The organism is Clostridioides sp. ES-S-0048-02 (assembly GCF_020658495.1).
Taxonomy (GTDB): Bacteria; Bacillota; Clostridia; order Peptostreptococcales; family Peptostreptococcaceae; genus Clostridioides.
This window is the reverse complement of the sequence record NZ_JACVWH010000011.1, coordinates 13,624-31,771: the sequence shown is the minus strand read 5'-3', so window position 1 is coordinate 31,771 and position 18,148 is coordinate 13,624. Positions and strand designations below refer to the sequence as shown.

At 30.2% G+C, this 18,148-nt stretch carries 23 protein-coding genes; 3 read left to right on the top strand and 20 right to left on the bottom strand.

The window, feature by feature from the left end; all coding sequences use genetic code 11:
* The 14 genes from IC173_RS14120 to IC173_RS14055 form a co-directional block, all read right to left on the bottom strand.
* Positions 1-603 carry a KpsF/GutQ family sugar-phosphate isomerase gene (locus tag IC173_RS14120; protein ID WP_227436474.1) on the bottom strand — a complete coding sequence of 201 codons (603 nt, stop codon included), beginning with the start codon at positions 601-603 and terminating at the stop codon, positions 1-3.
* 63 nt (positions 604-666) lie between these two features.
* Positions 667-1,938 (bottom strand): PTS ascorbate transporter subunit IIC, encoded by a 1,272-nt coding sequence (locus IC173_RS14115; protein WP_227825068.1) that lies wholly within the window; start codon positions 1,936-1,938, stop codon positions 667-669.
* A 27-nt stretch (positions 1,939-1,965) separates the two neighbouring features.
* Positions 1,966-2,253 (bottom strand): PTS sugar transporter subunit IIB, encoded by a 288-nt coding sequence (locus IC173_RS14110; RefSeq protein WP_227436477.1) that lies wholly within the window; start codon positions 2,251-2,253, stop codon positions 1,966-1,968.
* Between the two features lie 15 nt (positions 2,254-2,268).
* Entirely contained in the window at positions 2,269-4,350 is a 2,082-nt protein-coding gene (locus IC173_RS14105; protein WP_227855734.1) for a BglG family transcription antiterminator, read from the bottom strand.
* 494 nt (positions 4,351-4,844) lie between these two features.
* On the bottom strand, positions 4,845-5,366 hold the full coding sequence (locus IC173_RS14100) for a cysteine hydrolase family protein (RefSeq protein ID WP_227436482.1): 522 nt from the start codon (positions 5,364-5,366) through the stop codon (positions 4,845-4,847).
* A 358-nt stretch (positions 5,367-5,724) separates the two neighbouring features.
* A complete protein-coding gene (locus IC173_RS14095) occupies positions 5,725-6,399 on the bottom strand; it encodes a type II CAAX endopeptidase family protein (protein ID WP_227855733.1) in 675 nt (224 codons plus the stop codon).
* 85 nt (positions 6,400-6,484) lie between these two features.
* Positions 6,485-6,622: a hypothetical protein gene (locus tag IC173_RS14090; protein WP_227855732.1), complete on the bottom strand. Its 138-nt coding sequence runs from the start codon at positions 6,620-6,622 to the stop codon at positions 6,485-6,487.
* Between the two features lie 234 nt (positions 6,623-6,856).
* Entirely contained in the window at positions 6,857-7,279 is a 423-nt protein-coding gene (locus IC173_RS14085; protein ID WP_227855731.1) for a MerR family transcriptional regulator, read from the bottom strand.
* A gap of 15 nt (positions 7,280-7,294) precedes the next feature.
* Positions 7,295-7,423, bottom strand: a complete 129-nt coding sequence (locus tag IC173_RS14080; RefSeq protein WP_227855730.1) for a winged helix-turn-helix transcriptional regulator — start codon at positions 7,421-7,423, stop codon at positions 7,295-7,297.
* Positions 7,424-7,619: 196 nt separating this feature from the next.
* Complete coding sequence (locus IC173_RS14075) at positions 7,620-8,474, bottom strand: acetyl-CoA hydrolase (protein WP_227483308.1); 855 nt, start codon at positions 8,472-8,474, stop codon at positions 7,620-7,622.
* 31 nt (positions 8,475-8,505) lie between these two features.
* Positions 8,506-9,018 carry a DUF1097 domain-containing protein gene (locus IC173_RS14070; protein ID WP_227436486.1) on the bottom strand — a complete coding sequence of 171 codons (513 nt, stop codon included), beginning with the start codon at positions 9,016-9,018 and terminating at the stop codon, positions 8,506-8,508.
* Positions 9,011-9,280, bottom strand: coding sequence for a hypothetical protein (locus tag IC173_RS14065; RefSeq protein ID WP_227436488.1), 270 nt, complete (start codon positions 9,278-9,280; stop codon positions 9,011-9,013). Before IC173_RS14065 ends, IC173_RS14070 begins: the two co-directional genes overlap by 8 nt.
* A gap of 50 nt (positions 9,281-9,330) precedes the next feature.
* Complete coding sequence (locus tag IC173_RS14060; RefSeq protein ID WP_227436490.1) at positions 9,331-10,287, bottom strand: flavodoxin family protein; 957 nt, start codon at positions 10,285-10,287, stop codon at positions 9,331-9,333.
* A 26-nt stretch (positions 10,288-10,313) separates the two neighbouring features.
* Positions 10,314-11,702: an LVIVD repeat-containing protein gene (locus IC173_RS14055; RefSeq protein WP_227483309.1), complete on the bottom strand. Its 1,389-nt coding sequence runs from the start codon at positions 11,700-11,702 to the stop codon at positions 10,314-10,316.
* Between the two features lie 342 nt (positions 11,703-12,044).
* Between IC173_RS14055 and IC173_RS14050 the strand changes: the two genes are divergently transcribed.
* The 3 genes from IC173_RS14050 (at position 12,045) to IC173_RS20855 (ending at position 13,387) form a co-directional block, all read left to right on the top strand.
* Positions 12,045-12,926: a LysR family transcriptional regulator gene (locus tag IC173_RS14050; protein ID WP_227436494.1), complete on the top strand. Its 882-nt coding sequence runs from the start codon at positions 12,045-12,047 to the stop codon at positions 12,924-12,926.
* A 108-nt stretch (positions 12,927-13,034) separates the two neighbouring features.
* Positions 13,035-13,268 (top strand): transposase, encoded by a 234-nt coding sequence (locus tag IC173_RS14045; RefSeq protein WP_255606218.1) that lies wholly within the window; start codon positions 13,035-13,037, stop codon positions 13,266-13,268.
* Positions 13,265-13,387, top strand: a complete 123-nt coding sequence (locus tag IC173_RS20855) for a hypothetical protein (protein ID WP_413926651.1) — start codon at positions 13,265-13,267, stop codon at positions 13,385-13,387. Before IC173_RS14045 ends, IC173_RS20855 begins: the two co-directional genes overlap by 4 nt.
* Positions 13,388-13,695: 308 nt before the next feature.
* Here the strand turns inward: IC173_RS20855 and IC173_RS14040 are convergent, their stop codons facing one another.
* From IC173_RS14040 to IC173_RS14015, 6 genes are all read right to left on the bottom strand, one after another.
* A complete protein-coding gene (locus IC173_RS14040; protein WP_227436496.1) occupies positions 13,696-15,003 on the bottom strand; it encodes a M20 family metallopeptidase in 1,308 nt (435 codons plus the stop codon).
* A 64-nt stretch (positions 15,004-15,067) separates the two neighbouring features.
* Positions 15,068-15,547, bottom strand: coding sequence for an L-2-amino-thiazoline-4-carboxylic acid hydrolase (locus tag IC173_RS14035; RefSeq protein ID WP_227436497.1), 480 nt, complete (start codon positions 15,545-15,547; stop codon positions 15,068-15,070).
* A gap of 46 nt (positions 15,548-15,593) precedes the next feature.
* The gene (locus IC173_RS14030; protein ID WP_227436499.1) at positions 15,594-16,457 is read right to left on the bottom strand and encodes a PTS system mannose/fructose/sorbose family transporter subunit IID; all 864 of its coding nucleotides are present in this window, start codon (positions 16,455-16,457) and stop codon (positions 15,594-15,596) included.
* Positions 16,457-17,212 carry a PTS mannose/fructose/sorbose/N-acetylgalactosamine transporter subunit IIC gene (locus tag IC173_RS14025; protein WP_003425166.1) on the bottom strand — a complete coding sequence of 252 codons (756 nt, stop codon included), beginning with the start codon at positions 17,210-17,212 and terminating at the stop codon, positions 16,457-16,459. The genes IC173_RS14030 and IC173_RS14025 overlap by 1 nt, the downstream gene beginning before the upstream one ends.
* A 27-nt stretch (positions 17,213-17,239) precedes the next feature.
* Positions 17,240-17,728: a PTS sugar transporter subunit IIB gene (locus IC173_RS14020; RefSeq protein ID WP_227483310.1), complete on the bottom strand. Its 489-nt coding sequence runs from the start codon at positions 17,726-17,728 to the stop codon at positions 17,240-17,242.
* 17 nt (positions 17,729-17,745) lie between these two features.
* Positions 17,746-18,147 carry a PTS sugar transporter subunit IIA gene (locus tag IC173_RS14015; RefSeq protein ID WP_227436503.1) on the bottom strand — a complete coding sequence of 134 codons (402 nt, stop codon included), beginning with the start codon at positions 18,145-18,147 and terminating at the stop codon, positions 17,746-17,748.
* Between the last annotated feature and the right edge of the window lies 1 nt (position 18,148).

The following is an 18,148-nucleotide window of genomic DNA, read 5'->3' as shown; positions in this document are numbered from 1 at the left end:
TTATATTCCCTCTCTAATAGACTTTCCAAGACTTCCTCCTGGATGCCACTTTAAATACTGCTTTGCATCAAGACCTTTAGCGTACTGAAGTGCAACACTTAATGATTGTAATACTATAGTTTCAGCAAGAATTGATGCACGAGGAGCCTTATTAAGGCAATCTCCTTCCTGTTTAACGCCTGCAAATAGGAATATATCAGAAGAATTTTTTAAGTATGAATCAACATTACCACTCACCCCAATTATTTTTGCTCCATTTGCTTTTAATGTTTCAACAGTTGCTTTTAATTCTTGAGTTTCACCACTATTCGATATTGCAATAACAACATCACCCTCAAGTACTTGACCACTTGACCCATGTACTGCTTCTGTACCATGCAATACATATGCTGGTGTTCCAGTAGATGAAAGTAATGAAGAAATATACCCTGATACATGACCTGGTTTACCAATACCAGTTACATGCACACGTCCATAACTTCTTTCTGCTTCGAAAATTAAATCACATGCTTTGTTTATAGATACTTCATCTATTGAAGCAATGAACGTTGCAACTTCATTAGATAGATTCTCTAGAAATACAGGTAATGTATTTTCTACCATAGATTTATCCTCCTTAAAATTATAATAGGAATACCTATTATCCTTGTATAATATTAATATGTTTTAGATAGGTTTTATAAATTGTAAAATATTATGTAATATTGAACCAACCACGTTATAATCAATATTAGGGAAAGTTGCTCCTTCTATACCAAGTGTTCCATAAACTGGATATAGTATAACTGGTAAGAATGCAAGAAATAATCCTACAACGAATGAGCCAACAATAGCTCCTCTCCATCCTCCTGATGCATTACCAAATACCGCAGCTGTACCACCTGAGAAGAAACATATATGAGCAGCTGGAATAATTACTACAGGGAATATATTAGGAAATGATGCCATAATAACAATTGCTAATAGACCAGCAGCATATGCTGAGATAAATCCAATAATAACTGCATTTGGTGCGTATGGAAATACTGTTGGTACATCTAATGCAGGACGTGAACCTGGAATATATTTTTCTGAAATAATTACGAATGCTGCAGTTATTTCAGCCAAGAACATACGAACACCAGACATTAATATTGACATACCAGCTACGAATGTAAATGCTTCTATAAGAGGGAATACTAACCAATGTGTTGAGCCAGCAAGTTCCTGAGTAAATGCGTGTCCAGCTTTTAAAGTTGCTACATAGAATAAGATTAACATAACTATAGACAGACCCATTAAGAAATCTCTAAATATTGATAACCACTTAGGAAATTTAATCGTTTCTGTTGTTTCTTCTTTATGCTTTGAAAATAAACGACCAATATAACCTGATAAGCCATAACCAATCATGTTGAAGTGACCAATAGCTTGTTCATCCCCACCTGTCAGTTCACGCATAAATGGTTGACAGAATTGAGGTAATGCAGCAGACATAAATCCTAAGATAGTACCACCCACTAAAATAGTAATTGTGTTATCGAATCCATGTGCTTTCATAATCAAAACTAATACACAAGAAAAGAATAAACTATGACCTGTTGTAAAGAAAATATTTTTGAATCTTGTAATACGTGCAAAAACTAAGTTTAATATGAATCCAAGAATCAATGTACATGAAACCGCAAAACCATATGTACCTTGTGCAAGTGCAGTAGCTGCTTCTGGTGAAGCTATAACACCTGTAATTCCAAAACCTTGTTGAAATAATTTATTGAAGTTCTGTAATGCTCCAGTCATAGCTGAAGCACCAATACCAAATATCAAGAAACCTATAAGTGTTTTTGAAGCTCCAGTAAATACTTCAACAGCTGGTTTCTTTTGAAGAATCAATCCTATAAATGCAACTACACCAAGTAAAACAGCTGGCGTACTCAATAAACTAATAATAAACTCCATAAATAGCCCTCCTTATTCTATTAAATTTTATTTTTCTTTTGATGCAAGAAATTTTTCTAATGCTGTTTTAATTTCATTACGGTCAACAATGTTGTGAATTCCAATTATATCAAATTTCAAATTTTTATTTTTTAACTCTTCAGCAACATCAATTAATGTTTCTACAGCATCTCCATTGAATCCATTTAAGGAGTCTAATGAACCATGCTCTACTTCAATTGGAAAATTATTTTCCTTAATAATTTGTTGAGTCTTTATTTTTAACATCAAACTTGAGCCAACTCCTGCTCTACATGCGATTAAAATTTTATACATAATTAAATCCCCCTTTTATAATTCATGTGTTTTTATAAAATCAATAATTTCATTAGCTTCCTTAGCATTATCCAAAACTCTAAAGAATTCTTCTTCTTCCAATAGTTCAACTAACTCTGACATAGCACGTAAATGACTATTATTATCTATTGCACTTAAGCAAAATACATATTTTACAGGGTCATTATTATCATTTCCAAATTCAACAGGATTTTCTAAAGTAGCAATCCCTATTGCAATTTCTTTTGCCCCTGCTTCTGGTCTAGCATGTGGAAGTGCCACATGTTTTGTAATTACTATGTATGGTCCAGACGCTTTTGCTGAATTAACCATAGCATCTACATAGGCTTCAGTTACTTTATTATTTTCAACTAAGACAGAAGCTGACTGTCTAATAGCTTCCTCCCAATCTTTAGCTTTTATCCTTAGTTTTATTAGCGTTTCATTAGTAATGTCACTTAGCATAGGTCCTTCTCCTTCCTTAGACGTAAAATTTTCTATCTGTGTAAAATAGGCTAATAACTCACTTGAAAGCATACTTTCAGAAGTTACTTTCGCATATTTTTTTATTATATCCATAACCTCATCGATTTTAGGTTGCCTTAAAAAAATATCACCCAATTGAATGTACACTTCACGTGTAACCTTATATTTTTCTTTTGGGGTCATAACAGGACTAACTTTAATCACTGGCACATCTGTTTTTAAACCCTCCGCCTTATAATTAGTTGTAAACACAATGTCTACAGATTCACTAATATTTTCCAGTTCAGAGGATTCTAGTATTGGTAGAAAATGCAAATCAGGGAACAAGCTTGTAAGTTCTGCATGTAAAATAGCTGAACTGCCAACACCATTTGAACAAACTATCAATGCTCTCCTTTTTCTAGGTCCATCAAACTCTTTTTTATCTGAGAAAAGGGTTGCAAAATGCATAGTTAAATATGCCAATTCCTCTTCTTGAATGTCTTCTCCAAATAGCCCACAAAACTCTTTCATTGCATTACTCACAATTCTATAAACTAATCTATATTCTTCTTTTACCTTTTCACAAATTGGATTATAAATAGGTAATTTAAATAAAAGTCTGTAATAGGCTGGTCTAAAATGAGAATATAGTCTCTTAAATATTTTTTCTTGACTTATATAATAAACTCCACTTAAATATCCAAACTTTGTCATCATTTTATTTACAATTTTTGAAATAACAGCTCTATCTTCTGTATCTTCTTCATCATTTCCTACTGATATACCTAAAATCCAAGCACTAATATACATTATATTATGAGATTTTATCTTCTCTTTACTCTCATATACTTCTAATAACTCCCTAGCAAATTTGTATTCCTTCATCGAACTCATGACTGCAATATTAGGAATATCTATATTTTCTTGAATAACTATTCTATTTGAATACATTCTTGCTTTTAGAAAGATAAAGATATATATAAACTCTATTAATCTATCTTCAACAAAAGTAATTTCATATTTTTTTACAAGCTTTAATATAATTTTTTTAGCTTCTTCAAAACTATCTAACTTATACTCTTCAATAAAAATATCAAATACTCTTGAACTTTTCTCATTAGATAGAGTTTCTATAATGTTTTTAATAAGTACTCTTCTAATTTCCATCTCATTCCCGACTAGGTAATATCCGTTTATACGATTGTTCTTAACTTTAATGTTCTTTTTTTCAAGTTCTGGTATCAAATCTTTAAAATCAAGATTTACAGTAGACCTACTTACTTTTATAGAATCTATAAAATGATTAATTGAAATATCCTCCAGATTAATAAAAAGCATTAAATACATATATAAAAGTCTTTCTGTTTTGCTAAAATAGTAAGTATTCTTAGAATAGTTTTTTTCGAGGATTTCTCTAATTGCATCTTTTGTATCTTTTTTAACAATAATATCTTTATCAGCTCTTAAATATATAAGTGGTACTTTTTTTACTTTCAGTATGTCATTGATTTTATTTATTCTATAAGTAATTTGCCTCTTTGATGCATTAGATTCTTCTTGTAGTTCGTCAGCTGTAATCAATGTGCTATTTAATAAAACCTGAAGAATTGATACAATTTCTTTATCCACTTCTATTAATCCCTACTTTCTTGTTAAGATTAGTCTTTGTATTATCACTAGATTTTCATCACCTCCACAATATTTATTTTATTTGATAATTTTAGCCTTTTCAATTTCATTTAAGTCTAACTTTTGTTTTAGATTAAGACAAAAATTAAACTTATCTAAAATACAAACTATAATACATGTATAGATTCTATAGATAAAAAAAGAGTTTCTTAAATAAAGAAACACAAGAAAAATTGATTTAAATAATAAAAATTATATTGATTATGAATAAATTACTACAACTAAAAAGCACATTAATTCAAAATAAAATTGATGTGCCTTATATATAACTCTAATATGTTAAGTCTGATTTTTAATTTGGAATTTAACATCCTTTGTTGGAACTTAAATTTGAAATCAACTTATGTAAATATAAATGTCACAGTCTATGTTCCTTATGATTTTAATATTTTAGACTAAGTAAGTTAAGTTTTTTCTTATGTAATAATCTATATTTATTTCATCCTTCTAAGTGTTTCGTCTACTGAAATACACTCTGCATATCTTTCATTCCAGATAAATTCATTGTAGTATTTATATGATTGTTCTGCTGACATAAATGAATTATCAACAGTTGTATTTGCATAAGCTGGGACTATTATGTTAAATCCATGTTCAAATCCACATTTTATAGTAGCATCAATACAGTAATCTGTTTGAAGTCCAGCAATAATTATATTTTTTTCACTAGTACTTTTTAAGTATTCTAATAAGCCTGTTCCCTTAAAAGCACTATTTACTTCTTTATCAAAGATTTTTTCTTCATCACATGGTTTAAATTTTTCATATATTTCAAATCCGTTTTTACCTTTAGTCAACTCATTTTCAACTCCATCATCATGACGTACATAGATTACTTCTATATTATTTTTTCTTGCTGTATCAATTAAGCTTTCTATATTTACTACAAATTCATGAAATTTATATAATTTTTCATTTGTTATTAGTTTTTGTGTATCAACAATTAATAAAACCATACCTATTCCTCCTTGAATATTCCTCTAATAATTTCTTTATATTTTACTATAAAAATAAATATTAGCCTATAAATTTTTATTGTGAAAAATCTATTAAAACTAGGCTCCGATTTAAGAGAGTATCTACAAGTGATTTTTACCTAAATTCAATTAATAAATAAGGTCTAATCTTATCACTCATTTATGATAAGATTAGACCTTACACTTTTAAAGAGTTTGTGTTGTGTTTTTAGAAAACCTTTCGTATAGTGCCTCTCTTGGATTTATAGCTATCAATACAATTGCAACTACCAAATATAATATTGCATAGTATTTTATAAGCTCTATTAAACTTCCGCTAATTATCCCAATTAAAAAATTAAATAGTTGATGTATTATAAATAGATACTAGCAAAGTTTTATTTAAATTATAAAAAGTTGCCACTATAATACTAGTTGATATAATTGCAGTCATAAAAAATATAATATATTTTATTAAATCAATCCCTGTAAATCCTGTTGTAAACCATATTGGCAAATGCCACATCCCCCACCAAAACCCTACTATTATTGATGCTTTTAAAGGAGAATGTTTTTTCTGAAGTTCGTTTTGAACAAATCCTCTCCAACCTAATTCCTCACCTAATGGTCCTGCAAATAAATTTTTTAAGAATAAATATATAAACGCTCCCCATGATGAGACTGTGAAGTTAGGCATTGTTCCATGATTTTTAGATGTTAATATAAGTATAACTACTATAGCTATTAAAACTTGTATACTAATTACTATAGATGCTATTGAAAATTTAAATTTATTTCTAAATCTATCTTTTACATATACTACAAATTTTTTATCTGGGTAAATTTTTTTAAATAATATCATAAATGCAAAAGTTGATGACCAAGCTGATATACACAAAGCAATGTCAGATACCACTGTTGGAAGTTTTAACATTATAGTTGCTACTACTAATAAAAAAAGTGGTAAGAAAATTATATTTGTTAAAATAATAAAACTGACTATAGGTCTTTTTAATGCTGTCTCTGTTCTCATAAGTAATCCTCATTTCAAATTAATGTTTAACTGCTTATATCATGAGTTTAAACCTATGAGTAAATCCCAGGTCAATGTTTTTATGTTATTTTATAGGTGCATAAATCTCTAAGAATATACGTTCAAGCCCTTCTTCATAAGTAGTAAGCAATATGTTAACATAGACTATTCCAAGTAATTCATATCCATTTTCTGTTGCTATTTTTCTTAATCTGTCTTCCACTTTATTATCAATATTTTCTCCTCCAGTTGACCATCTTCCATCTTCAATAATAGTGTAAATACAATTGGGATGGGAGAGAACTTCACCTTCTATAGTTTTATCGATGTTTTCTACTTCTTTTACGATTATAAATTTATCTTCTATTATACCTTCTTCATTAAAACGTATTACTCTTCTTAAAGCAGTTAATGTAACTGCTTTTTTTAAGTTGTTTGTATTTTCTTTTAAAGTCTCCTATTCATTGTAATCAGTAACATGCTTTATTTTACCTCTCACTTCTAAAGGCTTCATTTCTTTTATTGTGTATTTCCCAAAATATGTTTTGATTTTATCACAATCTTCTTTGACTAACTGAATCTTTTTTAAGAGAAGCTTTTTATATTTTATTTCTTCTAATATGATTTGTTCCTTCTCTTCTAGTAAAAGTTCTAAATTGCTTATACTCTTGCTTTTTCTTATTTCTTGAATTTTTTTAATTTCGATATCAATCTCTCTATAAAAATTTATTGTTGTAATATCATATATATCAAACTGATTATATTTTCTATATCCATTTTCATCATTTTTCTTAGGATTTACTAATCCTTTATCCTCATAAAATTTTAGTGTGTCTCTAGACATTCCTAAAAATTTAGATACTTGTCCAATTGTATACATTGTATCCTCCTACTGTTATATAAGTTCTTTATGTTCATTAAATTTCTTCCTATTAACAATTACAACATCTTCTAAACGTTGAAGTATCAAAGTCATCATAGTGTTTGCAATCTTTGTAATTACTCTTTTGATTTCATAACTCAAGTGAAAACTTGTTAATATGATACGTTATAAATATTATATTGTCTACATGTATCTAACAATGATTCTTTACCTTTAAAATACTCTCTCACATATTTAACTTTTACTTCAAAAGTTTTTCTAGACACAAAAATGTTCCCTTCATGATAACAGTTTTATTATTTTAACTATTTGTCATCATAAAAGGAACTTCTTGATTTTATCTCATTGGAATATATCCACGATACTGTGAATATGCGTCCATAGTTGCTATATCGCCTAAGAATACTGAGGCAATATTAAATTGTGGTTTTAAATATGGGAACTCTTCTTCTTGTGCCCATTCTGGCTTTTTGATAAATGATTTTGTCCCCTCAACCACAGCTTTATACCATTCTTCTTCTCCTTCAAACCATAGTTCTACTACACGATCAAAGGCAGTTGCTCCATAGTTAATCATGATTTTACTACTTACAAAACGATTAACATAACAGCAGTTTGTAAAGTATGGAACTACCTCATCATAGAACCATCCTTCTCCTTCTTCTTTAGAAATTCCATCTGGGTACTTAATCATAAATTGCCAACGATAGTTTGGTCCATCTTGTACAGTACGTCCTTTTCCTCTAAAATCTTCTTCCCAGTTTATTGGAACAAAAGCAAATATAAATGGTGGACATCCATTATCCCCACCTACTGCACGTCCTGCATCTCCACTTTCTGCATTCTCATGAACTTTTTTATTCTCCACATCTGGTATACACCCTTGCCAACGGAGAACATCCATAGGCATGTATTCTGTCATAATTCTATTTGCCATTTCAGGCATATGTTCATCTACAATCCAATAATGCTCTGTTAATTGCATCTTACGTACACCAAAACGTTCGCCTTCATCTGGTGTAGGATATGCTTGATAAAAAGCATATTTAGTACAATATGGCCCAAAATTACTAATACTATCTGGAATATGGTAGCGATATAACCAGTCCATTAATTTAGGTCTATACTCTTCCTTAGCAAGTCCTACATATATTAAACTTCTCATTATTTTAAATTCAAATCCCATAAACATTCTCCTATAATCAAATTATATTCATATGCTTTCAATTTCCCGTTTTTTTATCTTTCTCCAAAATACATACAGTAAATAAATCTACGCCTGCTCCTACATACCATACTCCTACTGCCATAGCCACAGCAACTTGAATACAAAGACTTTGTAAGTTAATAATACTTTCACCTGTCATAATAGTTAGACCTATGGCCCAACCACAAAGCCATGATGGTAAGAAAATTACTTTTTCAAATAAGGATGCAATTATAACTGCAAAAAAACCTAATATACCAAGTGTTAAAAATAATTCTAGATTTGGGTTGAGATTTATGTATTCCATAATTATAATAGCCAACACTGCCCATAAATCTCCACACCAAAAACCAAACATTATTTTTAATCCATCTTTTCGTTTATTACCATTTGTTACATATAATCCTGCACAAATTAATGCTACTGCTCCAGTTTTTATTCCTATATAAGGTGCTAGCACTGCCCATAAAGGAGGTAGTAAAGCAATCCCTATGGATAGTGTTAATATTTCTTTTTTCTTTCTATCCATTTCCTATATTATAATTAGTAGTTTCTATAGCTTGATTCATTCCCACTAACCTTATTGTTATTGGATTTGCAATCATAGATACTACAAAACAAATTAAGTGTAGTGGTATAAACATAGCAATAAACACTGGAGCTAATCTAACATTGTAATATGCAGGTACTAAAGCAATAATTGCTTCTATAGTCGATATGATAAGTGCTATTTGGATATTATTTACTATATTAATAATTCCAATTTGTTTAAAGTGTGGCTTTTCATTCATATAATAAATCTCCTATAACACTAATTAAAATATGAATCTTCATATTTTAATTATTCTCCTAATGAAAGTTCAGCATGCTTTTCTTTGGTTAATGGTTCTATAAAATTGTAAGCGGCTTTTCTTTCTTTAAATTCTGGTGTTTTACGAACTTCTGCATAATGACCTTCCATTTTCTTAATATCATCACCATGTATAAACTTACCTGCTAAAGTATCATGAGCATGACCTAATTGCTCTTCTGGGAAACTAAATACAGTTTTTCCACTTGCAGTATCTAATTCTCCAACTATACCACATAGAGCACATATTGATTTTTTAGTACCTGGCTCAAGGTAGAATAATCTATTATTACAATGTGGACAGACTCCTTCTTCTCCTTTGTATAAAGCTTTTTCAAAATCTTCTGCTGCTTCAACTATGTTTAAACCTATTTGATGAACTTGAGCAAGTTTTGAGCCATCCATTACTAATTCCTTTGCCCATGGGAACCAAGCATTATCTATAACTTTCCACATTGGTATTAATGCTAACATAGCATGCTCACATTGAACTCTTGTACCCCAGTCTGACCCTCCTATTCCCATGAATGATATTACTTTATCATTAAGCATTCTTGGGTCTGGAGTTTTTCCTCCTGTAGCTTCTGCAACTTTTATTCCTATAATATTATTTCCTCTATCTGCTCTTGGTCCAAAACGGTCCATTATAGTATGGAATAGACCTGATGCTCCTTCCTCAAATATAGGGTCTGAAACTACTATCCCATCTGCATCTTTCATTTTGTCAAGTAACCATTCAAAATCATCCTTTAATACACACATACTACCTTTTCCAGATAATAAAGTCTTAACACATGCACAACATCCAGTACAATGTTTAATGTTAAGAGATGACATTTGAATAAATTCTACTTCAGCTCCTGCTTCTTGAGCACCTTTAAGTGCCACTTTACACATGGTGTCATTATTTCCATTTTTTGTTCCAAAAGAAATACCTAGTATTTTCATTTTTAACTCTCCCTCTTTAGTGTTTATTAATCTTCTTTCATTTTTAATATATAGAATCCATCATCTAGGGCATCTATAATGATGTAACCTCTATCGTCAACAATAAGATCTTCTGTTACTGCCAAGCGTGGTCCAGGGAATCCTGGGAAATAAGATTCTTCTGGCGTTTTATTTGGATTTGGTGGTATAAAATATGCTAACTCTTTGATGTAATATGGATCTGATACATCATAAACCCTTAATCCTGCATGGAAATAACAGCAATATACTCTATCTCCTCTTTGCTCTAGCCATGGTTTATTATCCATTGGCTCATGAAGGTTATGTGGACCAAATGGCCCTGGTTTTCCTAGCCCTGCAACATTAAAGTTAGGATATGGGAAATCCTTTGGTACTTCAGGATATGGGAATTGAGCAATTAATGTTGGTCTTGTTGGATTACTAACATCAACCATATGTATATTATTCATAGCTTGAACATCTGTAATACTCTCTGGCTTAAAAAACTGGAAACGTTCTCCCTCATTTTGCACAACAACTAAATCTCTTCCTGGTAATGGTAGTGCTGTATGAGTTCTTGCTCCTGCGAGTTTACTAGAAAATGCAGGCATAAATGGTAATTCACCTAAGCATCTTGGTCTTGTTAAATCTTCAACATCTAATACAACTAAACCAGCTCCTCCATAACCACAATATGCTTTTCCATCTCTTACAAATGGTGGTCCATGAAGCCATCCTTTATCCATAAATTCTGGACAATGAGGTGCTCCTGCATCAAAAGTTCTATCTGGATATCCATCTGCATATTGGTCTGGTCTCCACCACTTACCTATTTCCACTGGATTAGTTGGATCTATTATATCTATAACTCTATAAATCAGACCTTCAAATCCAACACAATCACTTGATAAATGTACATATCTTCCACCATTGTACATAAATCTATGAACACCCATTACATGCTTTAATCCACAATCCCAGTAACCTAAAAACTTAGGATTTAAAGGGTCTTCTTTTAAACTATATATTCTGATTCCTGCTTCACACTTAATACTTGCTAATTTAGCTTGATCTACAAGTGCTCCTGGTCCACTTCCACAACTCATAGCTACTATCATTAAATCATCTGCTATTTGAATTTTTGGAGTAGTTGTTGTAGGATACTCTTTTGGATTTAACATTTGAAAATGTTTTATAAATTGTGGATTATAAGGATCTGTCACATCACTAATCATTACTCCATTTTTTTTACTTCCCCCAAAACAACATCCATATAAATAGTATTTTTCATCTCTTTTGTACAGAGCCATCTGAAACATTCCACAAGTTCCATCTAAGTCATTAAAGGAACAAACTTCAAGATTTTTAACATATCCGTTATTTCCTTTTCCTTTTGCATAAAATTTATCTTCCATTTTTTCTCCCTTCTCATTTAAAATATTATTAATTGCTATACTTTCATTTTATGAGACAAACTTACTTAAATCCAATATCGTTTTCATGGGAATATATAAGTTATTCTTATTATTGAGCTACTCCATGTTAACTACCTTTCCAGCCTACTTATGTTGAGGATGAAGTAGTTAGTCTATCTTTGATAATTTTATAAAACCTAATATAGAAATATGTCTAAAACATATATTTTTATACAAATATTTTCCAATATTATTTAAAAGTAAATTTTCTTATACTATAATAAGTTTTAATTATATATGAATAAGGTCTACAAACAATAAAGTTTAAATAGGGGTGATTATTTGAATACTAAGCAATTGGAATATTTTATATCTGTAGCAGAAAATCTAAGTTTTACCAAAACAGCAGAAAAGTTTTATATTTCCCAAACTGCTGTTACACAACAAATAAAAGCTTTAGAAGAAAAAATAAATGTGACTCTATTTACAAGAAGTAAACGACATGTTGAGCTAACACCAGCTGGAAAAGTTTTTTTATCTGAGGCTCGTACTATAATAAAAAATATCAATGACGCTATTGAAAAGACACAACAATTTGCACATGGTTCTTTTGGAACTTTGAGTATTGGAATCTTAATAGGATATGAAAAAAACAAATTCCAACAATATTTAAAAGAATTTTCTAATACATACCCTAATATATCTATGGAAATTTGTACTAACGAGATAACTGAACTTTTAAACTTAGTAAAAAATAATTTTATGGATCTTGCCTTTGTTATTAATCCAGAGAATCAACCATTAAAAGATTTTGAATATAAAACTGTAGAAAGATATTCTTTGGTAGCTCTTTTACCCCATGGTCATCCACTTTGCAATGAGGATTCTATTGATTTAATTGAGCTACAACATGAGAAGTTTATTTTTGTAAAGGAAACAGGAGATGAGTATGGGCAAAAATCCATGATACAGAATAGATATCGTGAAGCGGGATTCGTACCTAATGTTGTACAACGTTCAAATGATTTTAATACTATTGAGTCACTAGTAGCCTCTAACATGGGTATATCCATTTTACCTTCATTTTGTGTTGTAGATACTATGATAAAACAGGATATTGCAATTGTACCTATAAATGAAGTACAAAATAGAATCGAAGTTGTAGTTGTATGGAATAAAAACAATACAAATCCAGCATTAGAAAAATTTATTTCTATAATATAAAATTAATTAATATTAACTTGGTCTTTAAAATAAAGTGTGTATTCTTCTAAAAAGTAATGATAATTAAAATATTAAATATCACTATATAAATGAAGGTACACACTTTTTATGTTTAACAAAAACAAAATATTAAAAAAACTTATTGAAGAATATGATGTTAAAACAACTACAGATGTTCAAGACATGTTAAAGGATTTATTTGCAAGTACAATTCATCAAATGTTAGAAGCGGAGCTTGATGAGCATCTAGGTTATGATAGGTATGATAATAAGAATAAAAATACTAAAACTCTAGAAATGGATATAGAAATAAAAATGTTAAATCAGATTTTGGAGAAATAACTTTAAATATTCCAAGAGACCGAAATGTAGATTTTGAACCAAAGGTAATTAGAAATTGGACTCAAATTTTAGCTCATTTAAGTATTTACTTTGAAGAAAGAATTTTAACTTTAAGTTAATAAAGAAATATTTCAAAAAATTCAAGAAATTTTCTTAAAGGGATAATAATTTTTGCAAAAATGGAAAAAATATCAAAATAAGCCTATGATTTTTAAAGCCATAGCCTTATCAATAAATATTTAATTATCACTTAAAAGATAAACTTTTATTTAAAGAATACACATAAATATTTCCAAACTCAAAAACCTTATTGTTTTAATAACACCACCAAGTCCAGCTGTTATTTTTATTCCTATTTTCCCAGTTCCAGGTATACCTACCTTTAATGTATTCTTAATTATATTTGCACATAAGTTCTATTTTCCTTTTACAATTCTAATAGTTTTATTAAAGCCAAGGTATATATCTCCATATTCTTTCGTATATGCTCTATTGGTACTCTTTCATCTGCTCCATGACCACCAGTTTTATACTCTAAGAACTTAGGTCCAAACGCCACCATATCTTTAAACCAACTTGCATATGTGCCACCACCCATAGCAATTGTATATCCATTTTCATCTGTTACTTTTTCATAGGCTTCTAATAACTTTTTAAGTACTAAACTACTCTCATCCACATAATGTAAGTCTTTATGATCAATAATCTTTATTTTCCAACCATTACAAAAAAACTTTTTGAATCTATCTATTATATTGTTTAAAACTATATTTTTACCATACCTTATATCTAGCTCACATATGATTTTTTCTTCATTCACTTTTAATATTCCTAAATTTAAAGTAGTGCTTTTAAACACCTCATCATATTGATTAATTCCCAATGCATCTCCATAATAGTCACTGCAAAGGTATTTTGAAACTAATTCTATATCTTCTCTATACTGAAAATCCATATTATCTTTAACTATCTTTATTATCATTTTAGATATAGCATTTTCTCCCTTTTCAGGATTACTTGCATGCACAGCTACTCCTTTAGTAGTTAATTCTGAAATAATTCCATTAATAATCTTTGCAGTACAATAAGACGGAACAACATTTTCTTTAGTTCCTCCACTTACTATTATGTAAGGTTTACTTTTATCAATTTTAATCTCTTTTTCTATCCTTATATGAACTCTTCCTTTTTCTCCATTAACCACTGGATACATAGCATCTGGAGTAAAGCCCATACTTGGAATTTCTTCACCTTTATCTAAATAATATTTGATACACTTCATACCTGTTTCCTCATTTGTACCAAAAATTAATCTTATTCTTTTATTAATTGTAGGGTACATATCCTTTATGTTTTTCAATACATGTATAAGCATAGATACAGCCCCCTTATTATCTATGGCACCTCTTCCATAAATAACATTGTCAATTACTGCTCCCGAAAATGGATCTACACTCCAACCATCTCCTGGGGGAACTACATCTAAATGCATTGGAATTCCTATTAATTCTTCTCCCTCTCCAATTTCTGCATATCCAATATAATTATCAATATTTTTAACGCTAAAACCCAAACTAGTGCAGTAATCTAAAGTTTTATCTAAAGATTTTTTAGGTCCGATACCAAAAGGACATTGTGAAATAGGTTCACCTTGTTGTGTATCAATTTTTATTAATTCTTTTAGGAATTCTACTGTTCTATTTAAACTATTATCTACACTTCTGCTTATATCCATAAATCAACCTACTTTCTGTTTTTTTAAAGCCTGTTCTTAAAGAACAGGCTTTTAGCATTAAAAACTATTTTCTTGTGAATACTAATTCGCAAACTTCATCATCATGAGCACATTTTTGAGCAAACTCTAATCTAACACCTTGTGCACAATCAACTCTTCCATAATCACCGTAGCAAGCTAATCTACAAATTTCTTTTCTTTCTTCTTTAGTTAATCCATACTCTTTCCAAGCAGCATCTAATGGACAGTGATGGAATTTTAAAACTCCATTCTCATCTGTATTTTCTACTAATTCCATTTCAAACACTTTTTGTCCTTTACTGTTATATAACATTTCTGCCATTTTTCCTGGAGTATCTGCTACGCTATATTTTTGACCTCTCATTTTGCCAAATCCATATATTGCTTCTTTACATATATCATCTGGATTAACTCCTAATTTTTCAGCTTCTTTCATAAGAAGATAGAACCATACTGCTCTTTCTCCTGTTGCTCCTCTAATTCCTTCTAAATATTCCTTCTCTGTATACATTTTTTCTGACATGTCTTTCTCCTCCTAAAATTAAATTCTATATTTTAATCATTGTAAATTAGAATATTCCAATTAATGATCCTACTAATGCTACTACAACTAAAATTACTAATAACTTAGTTATTGTCCACTTCTTGTATTTCATTCCCCAATATACGAAGAATACAACACCAAGTGGTAATAAACCTGGAGCAATCATATTTAATGTGTCTTGAACAACAATTGCTTTACCACCAATATCAAATGATAATGGAGTTGAAAGCTTAACTGTAGTTGCAGATAATGCTCCCATCATAAACATTCCTAGAATTGAAGCACCATCAATTATCTTATTGACAATACCACCTGATAGAATTTTCTTAATTGAATCTCTACCTAAAGAATATCCTAAATGGAATAAGTAATAACCTTCGCAAAATAGTAATATACTAAACATTATTGGGAAAAATGCACCTATAACACTCCCTTCTGCTCCAAATGAAGCACCTAAAGCCAAGAATATTGTTTGAAATGTACCAAAATCTAAAGTATCTCCAATTCCAGCCAAAGGTCCCATAAGCCCATTCTTAACACCTGAAATAACTTCTCCTGGGATTTTTCCTTCAGTAGCTTTCTCTTCTTCCATAGCTAAAACTGTACCGTGAATTAACCCTCCCCATATAGCTTGAGTATTAAAAAATTGTAAATGCCTCTTTAACGCATCTATTAAATCTTCTTTTCTCTTATATAACTTTTCTAAAGCCGGAGTGAAACTTGCACAAACTGCTAATGCTTGCATTCTTTCAAAAGAGTTAGATAATTCTGCTGTCCACCACCATCTTAGATATGTTTTTGTTACATCTTTCTTCGTAAGTACTCTTGTCTTATTAACTTCAGTCGTACCTTGTTCATTTTTAACTTCTTTGTTTTTTATTTCTTGCATTATACTTCACCCACCCTTTTATCTTCTTTCATAAATGTAATTAAAAGAGCTATACAAACACCAAATATTGCAGCTGCAGTAATTGATATTTCAAAATATTGAACCATAAAAAATCCTATAATAAACATTGGTAAGAATTTATTTTTACCTATAGTAAATATTGTTGTTGCAAAACCTAATGCAGGTAATATACCACCCATTACTGTTAATCCATTCATTAACCATTGTGGTATAACATCTAATAATGATTGAACTAAATCTGCTCCAAAAAAGTTACATACAAAAACTATTGGAAATCTTAAAACAAACCCAAATATTAAAGAGTAAAGTGTTGCACATCTCCAGATACCTTTTGTATTACCTTCTTCGGCATACTTATCTGCCTTATGAACTAATACAGCATTACCAGTTCTTCTTAAGTTATTAACTAATACTCCTATAACACCTAAAGGTACCGCAATAGATACTGCAACTTCTGCATTAACACCAGTTTGAAGTGCTACTGGTATTGCAATAAGAGCAGCTAAACATTTATCTGATGGAATATTTCCTCCTGCTGCTACCATTCCTAGATAAACCATTTCTATACTTGCACCAACAATCATACCAGTTGTTACATCACCCCAAAGTAATCCAAGGCTAAAACCTATAAATAAAGGAGACTTTAGTGTTGAGAAAAGGGTATACCCTGCAAGACCTGCTGCAAACCAATACCATAATCCTGTTACAATTGCCAACATCAAAACAGATTCCATTTATAATTCCTCCTAATTTATAAATTTTTATTTAAATTTCTTTAACGCATTTTCATACGTCATAGATGATTCCTCTGGTATAACCTGTAGAACTATTTCAACCCCATTTTCATTAAGTTCATTTAGTTGTTCTACATCTTCATTTCCTAATGAAACAGCTGTAAATACCATCTTCTTTCCTGCTTCATTTGGAATACCTCCTAATTGAATCTTTTCATACTTAAGACCTGCCTTATACGCCTTATTTGCCATATCAACGTTCTTAAATAGAATAAATATATTTTTATCTCCTAAAGTATTGTTTTGGAATGCTTGCCCTGCATCTTCTACTGTTAAAATAGCCACTTCTACTCCTGATGGTGCTGCCATCCTATATACGTCAGCCATAAATTCATCTTGACCTAAGAAGTCATCAACTATTACTATTTTTTGAGCTTGAGCGATTTTCACCCATTTTGTTATAACTTGTCCATGAATTAATCTATGATCTACTCTTACTAATGTTATTTTTGTCATTATATCCACCTCATAATTTATATTTTTTTAAATTCTTTAATTAAGTCCACACAAAGGCTATTATTTTTTCTGACGATTCTTTCTGGTAATGTATGTACTTTATCTTCTTTGCTTAATTCTTCATCTACGATTAAAATTGTCTGTAAGCTAAGTCCATTTATTGCATCTATCCCTCTTCTTATAGCAACAGCTATTGCAACATTTGATGTAGATCCCCCATATAGATCTGATATTATAATTTTCACATCCTCTTTATCTACTATTTCTTCAACCTCTTTCATGAATACAGAAACATCTTTTTCAGGGCTTAGTGATAAAACTTCGTATTGATTTGACAATCCAAAGTTTTTATTTGCTTCTTCTACTAATACTTTTCCCCAAGTTCCATGGCAGAGTATGATTGCCTTATATTTATTCATT

Excerpts from the sequence above, each read along its gene's own strand:
- IC173_RS14085 (WP_227855731.1), bottom strand. The coding sequence starts at position 7,279 with ATGTATACAATTGGACAAGTATCTAAATTTTTAGGAATGTCTAGAGAC.
- IC173_RS14115 (WP_227825068.1), bottom strand. The coding sequence starts at position 1,938 with ATGGAGTTTATTATTAGTTTATTGAGTACGCCAGCTGTTTTACTTGGT.
- IC173_RS14020 (WP_227483310.1), bottom strand. The coding sequence starts at position 17,728 with ATGACAAAAATAACATTAGTAAGAGTAGATCATAGATTAATTCATGGA.
- IC173_RS14110 (WP_227436477.1), bottom strand. The coding sequence starts at position 2,253 with ATGTATAAAATTTTAATCGCATGTAGAGCAGGAGTTGGCTCAAGTTTG.
- IC173_RS14055 (WP_227483309.1), bottom strand. The coding sequence starts at position 11,702 with ATGGAAGATAAATTTTATGCAAAAGGAAAAGGAAATAACGGATATGTT.
- IC173_RS14030 (WP_227436499.1), bottom strand. The coding sequence starts at position 16,457 with ATGCAAGAAATAAAAAACAAAGAAGTTAAAAATGAACAAGGTACGACT.
- IC173_RS14060 (WP_227436490.1), bottom strand. The coding sequence starts at position 10,287 with ATGAAAATACTAGGTATTTCTTTTGGAACAAAAAATGGAAATAATGAC.
- IC173_RS14015 (WP_227436503.1), bottom strand. The coding sequence starts at position 18,147 with ATGAATAAATATAAGGCAATCATACTCTGCCATGGAACTTGGGGAAAA.
- IC173_RS14040 (WP_227436496.1), bottom strand. The coding sequence starts at position 15,003 with ATGGATATAAGCAGAAGTGTAGATAATAGTTTAAATAGAACAGTAGAA.
- IC173_RS14095 (WP_227855733.1), bottom strand. The coding sequence starts at position 6,399 with ATGAGAACAGAGACAGCATTAAAAAGACCTATAGTCAGTTTTATTATT.
- IC173_RS14025 (WP_003425166.1), bottom strand. The coding sequence starts at position 17,212 with ATGGAATCTGTTTTGATGTTGGCAATTGTAACAGGATTATGGTATTGG.
- IC173_RS14075 (WP_227483308.1), bottom strand. The coding sequence starts at position 8,474 with ATGTTTATGGGATTTGAATTTAAAATAATGAGAAGTTTAATATATGTA.
- IC173_RS14100 (WP_227436482.1), bottom strand. The coding sequence starts at position 5,366 with ATGGTTTTATTAATTGTTGATACACAAAAACTAATAACAAATGAAAAA.
- IC173_RS14120 (WP_227436474.1), bottom strand. The coding sequence starts at position 603 with ATGGTAGAAAATACATTACCTGTATTTCTAGAGAATCTATCTAATGAA.
- IC173_RS14065 (WP_227436488.1), bottom strand. The coding sequence starts at position 9,280 with ATGAATGAAAAGCCACACTTTAAACAAATTGGAATTATTAATATAGTA.
- IC173_RS14045 (WP_255606218.1), top strand. The coding sequence starts at position 13,035 with ATGTTTAACAAAAACAAAATATTAAAAAAACTTATTGAAGAATATGAT.
- IC173_RS14070 (WP_227436486.1), bottom strand. The coding sequence starts at position 9,018 with ATGGATAGAAAGAAAAAAGAAATATTAACACTATCCATAGGGATTGCT.
- IC173_RS14035 (WP_227436497.1), bottom strand. The coding sequence starts at position 15,547 with ATGTCAGAAAAAATGTATACAGAGAAGGAATATTTAGAAGGAATTAGA.